The organism is Kitasatospora sp. NPDC001539 (assembly GCF_040298565.1).
Classification (GTDB): domain Bacteria; phylum Actinomycetota; class Actinomycetes; order Streptomycetales; family Streptomycetaceae; genus Kitasatospora.
On sequence record NZ_JBEPAK010000422.1, the window covers coordinates 1 to 3253 of the forward strand.

The window sequence follows — 3253 nt, forward strand, 5'->3', positions numbered from 1 at the left end:
GTCGACCTCGCTGACGTACGCGGAGCTGGACGCGCGGGCGAACCGGTTGGCGCGGCTGCTGACGGCCCGGGGAACCGGGCCCGCGGGCCCGGCCGGCCCCTTCCTTCCCCCATACCCGCACGTCGGAGCCGTCCGCCTGGCGGCCCGCTTCGTCGTACCCGCTTCCCATCCTGGAGAATGACGCCATGAGCAACCCCCAGCACCTGCAGTACACCAAGGAGCACGAGTGGCTGACGGCCGCGGACGCCGACGGTGTCTCCACGGTCGGCATCACCAAGCACGCCGCCGACGCGCTCGGTGACATCGTCTACGTGCAGCTGCCCGAGGTCGGCGACACCGTGGCCGCCGGCGAGACCTGCGGCGAGCTGGAGTCGACCAAGTCGGTCAGCGACCTGTACTCCCCGGTGACCGGCGAGGTCACCGAGGTCAACCAGGACGTCCTGGACGACAACAGCCTGGTGAACAGCGCCCCCTTCGAGGGCGGCTGGCTGTTCAAGGTGCGCGTCGAGTCCACCGACGAGCTGCTCAGCGCCGACGAGTACGACGCGCTCACCCACAGCTGACCCGCTCGTGACCGGGCGGGCCGCACCACGGCGGCCCGCCCGACCCCGCCGTCCCTCCGCTCTCCTCCCCGGGAAGACCACACCATGACGGTTCTCAACCAGTCCCTGCACGCCCTCGACCCGGAGATCGCCGCCGCGGTCGACGCCGAGCTGCACCGCCAGCAGACCACCCTGGAGATGATCGCCTCCGAGAACTTCGCCCCGGTGGCGGTCATGGAGGCCCAGGGCTCGGTGCTCACCAACAAGTACGCCGAGGGCTACCCCGGCCGCCGCTACTACGGCGGCTGCGAGCACGTCGACGTGGTCGAGCAGATCGCGATCGACCGGGTCAAGGCCCTGTTCGGCGCCGAGCACGCCAACGTCCAGCCGCACTCGGGCGCGCAGGCCAACGCCGCGGCGATGTTCGCGCTGATCCAGCCGGGCGACACCATCCTGGGCCTGAACCTGGCCCACGGCGGTCACCTGACCCACGGCATGAAGATCAACTTCTCCGGCAAGCTCTACAACGTGGTCGCGTACCACGTGGACGAGAAGACCGGCCAGGTCGACATGGCCGAGGTGGAGCGCCTGGCCAAGGAGCACCAGCCGAAGCTGATCATCGCCGGTTGGTCCGCCTACCCGCGCCAGCTGGACTTCGCCGAGTTCCGCCGGGTCGCCGACGAGGTCGGCGCCCTGCTCATGGTGGACATGGCGCACTTCGCCGGCCTGGTGGCCGCCGGGCTGCACCCGAACCCGGTGCCGCACGCGGACGTCGTCACCACCACCACCCACAAGACCCTGGGCGGCCCGCGCGGCGGCGTCATCCTGTCCAGGGCCGAGCACGCCAAGAAGATCAACTCCGCGGTCTTCCCCGGCCAGCAGGGCGGTCCGCTGGAGCACGTCATCGCGGGCAAGGCCGTCGCCTTCAAGGTCGCCGCCTCGGAGGAGTTCAAGGAGCGCCAGCAGCGCACCCTGGAGGGCGCCCGGATCCTCGCCGAGCGCCTGCTGCGCGAGGACGTCGCCGAGGCCGGCGCCACCGTGCTGTCCGGCGGCACCGACGTCCACCTGGTCCTGGTCGACCTGCGCAACAGCAGCCTCGACGGCCAGCAGGCCGAGGACCGCCTGCACGAGGTCGGCATCACGGTCAACCGCAACGCCGTCCCGAACGACCCGCGCCCGCCGATGGTCACCTCGGGCCTGCGCATCGGCACCCCGGCCCTGGCCACCCGCGGCTTCCGGGCCGAGGACTTCCGCGAGGTCGCCGACGTCATCGCCGAGGCGCTCAAGCCCGCCTTCGACGAGACCGTCGCCGCCGCCCTGAAGGCCCGCGTCACCGCCCTGGCCGAGAAGTACCCGCTCTATCCCAACCTGGCCAACCAGGAGTGATCCGGCCCCGTCCGGTTCACCGGGCATAGGGCCCGCCCCGGGTGACCGGCCTCACTCCGCCGGTGCACCTGGGACTCCGGGGCACCGCGCACACTGGACAGTGCGCGCGGTGCCCCGTCCCGTGTCGGCCCCGCCCAGCCCCCTCCAGCCCGCAAAGTCCTTCCACGAGACAGACAAGGACGTCCCCCGTGGCCATCAGCGTCTTCGACCTCTTCTCCATCGGCATCGGCCCGTCGAGCTCCCACACCGTCGGCCCGATGCGCGCGGCCCGGATGTTCGCCCGCCGGCTGCGCTCCGAAGGCCTGCTGCCCCGGGTCACCGCCGTGCGCGCCGAGCTGTACGGCTCGCTGGGCGCCACCGGCCACGGCCACGGCACCCCCAAGGCCGTCCTGCTGGGCCTGGAGGGCAACTCGCCCCGGACCGTCGACGTCGACCAGGCCGACAAGGACGTCGAGCGGATCGCCGCCGAGAAGCGGCTCGACCTGCTCGGCGAGCACACCATCGACTTCGACCCCGACGACCAGCTGGTCCTGCACCGGCGCCGCTCGCTGCCGTACCACGCCAACGGGATGACCCTGTGGGCGTTCGCGGCGGACGGCTCCACGCTGCTGGAGAAGACCTACTACTCGGTCGGCGGCGGCTTCGTCGTGGACGAGGACGCGATCGGCGCGGACCGGGTCAAGCCCGACGACACCGTGCTGCGCTACCCCTTCCGCACCGGCGAGGAGCTGCTGCGGCTCACCCGGGAGACCGGGCTGTCGATCTCCGGCCTGATGCTGGAGAACGAGAAGGCCTGGCGCAGCGAGGAGGAGATCCGGACCGGGCTGCTGGAGATCTGGTCCGTGATGCAGGAGTGCGTGCGGGCCGGCATGACCCGCGAGGGCATCCTGCCGGGCGGCCTCAAGGTCCGCCGCCGGGCCGCCGCCGCGGCCCGGACGCTGCGCGCCGAGGGGATCGGCCCGGCCAACGCGATGGAGTGGGTGACCCTCTACGCGATGGCGGTCAACGAGGAGAACGCCTCCGGCCGCCGGGTCGTCACCGCGCCCACCAACGGCGCGGCGGGCATCATCCCGGCCGTCCTGCACTACTACCTGAACTTCATCCCGGGCGCCGACGAGGACGGCATCGTCCGCTTCCTGCTCGCGGCGGGCGCCATCGGCATGCTCTTCAAGGAGAACGCCTCCATCTCCGGCGCCGAGGTCGGCTGCCAGGGCGAGGTCGGCTCCGCCTGCTCGATGGCCGCGGGCGGCCTCGCCGAGGCGGCGAAGGCGGAGCCCTTGTAGAGGTTGGTGATCTCCCACGGGCCCTGGATGATCGCCGCGACC

The 3253-nt window shown here is 72.0% G+C and carries 3 protein-coding genes and 1 pseudogene; all 4 read left to right on the plus strand.

All coding sequences use genetic code 11. The features are described from left to right. On the plus strand, window positions 1-181 hold a 181-nt coding region (locus tag ABT247_RS32740), incomplete at its 5' end, for a hypothetical protein (RefSeq protein WP_350750129.1). Window positions 182-185: 4 nt separating this feature from the next. Further along, window positions 186-563 carry a glycine cleavage system protein GcvH gene (gene gcvH, locus ABT247_RS32745; protein WP_350750131.1) on the plus strand — a complete coding sequence of 126 codons (378 nt, stop codon included), beginning with the start codon at window positions 186-188 and terminating at the stop codon, window positions 561-563. Window positions 564-647: 84 nt separating this feature from the next. Next, window positions 648-1928 carry a serine hydroxymethyltransferase gene (gene glyA, locus ABT247_RS32750; RefSeq protein ID WP_350750133.1) on the plus strand — a complete coding sequence of 427 codons (1281 nt, stop codon included), beginning with the start codon at window positions 648-650 and terminating at the stop codon, window positions 1926-1928. Window positions 1929-2116: 188 nt separating this feature from the next. Next, a pseudogene (locus ABT247_RS32755) lies at window positions 2117-3205 on the plus strand (L-serine ammonia-lyase); the annotation flags it as partial. Window positions 3206-3253 lie beyond the last annotated feature (48 nt).

What these genes read in the sequence shown, in the direction of transcription:
- gcvH (WP_350750131.1), top strand. Translation starts at nt 186, where the DNA reads ATGAGCAACCCCCAGCACCTGCAGTACACCAAGGAGCACGAGTGGCTG.
- glyA (WP_350750133.1), top strand. Translation starts at nt 648, where the DNA reads ATGACGGTTCTCAACCAGTCCCTGCACGCCCTCGACCCGGAGATCGCC.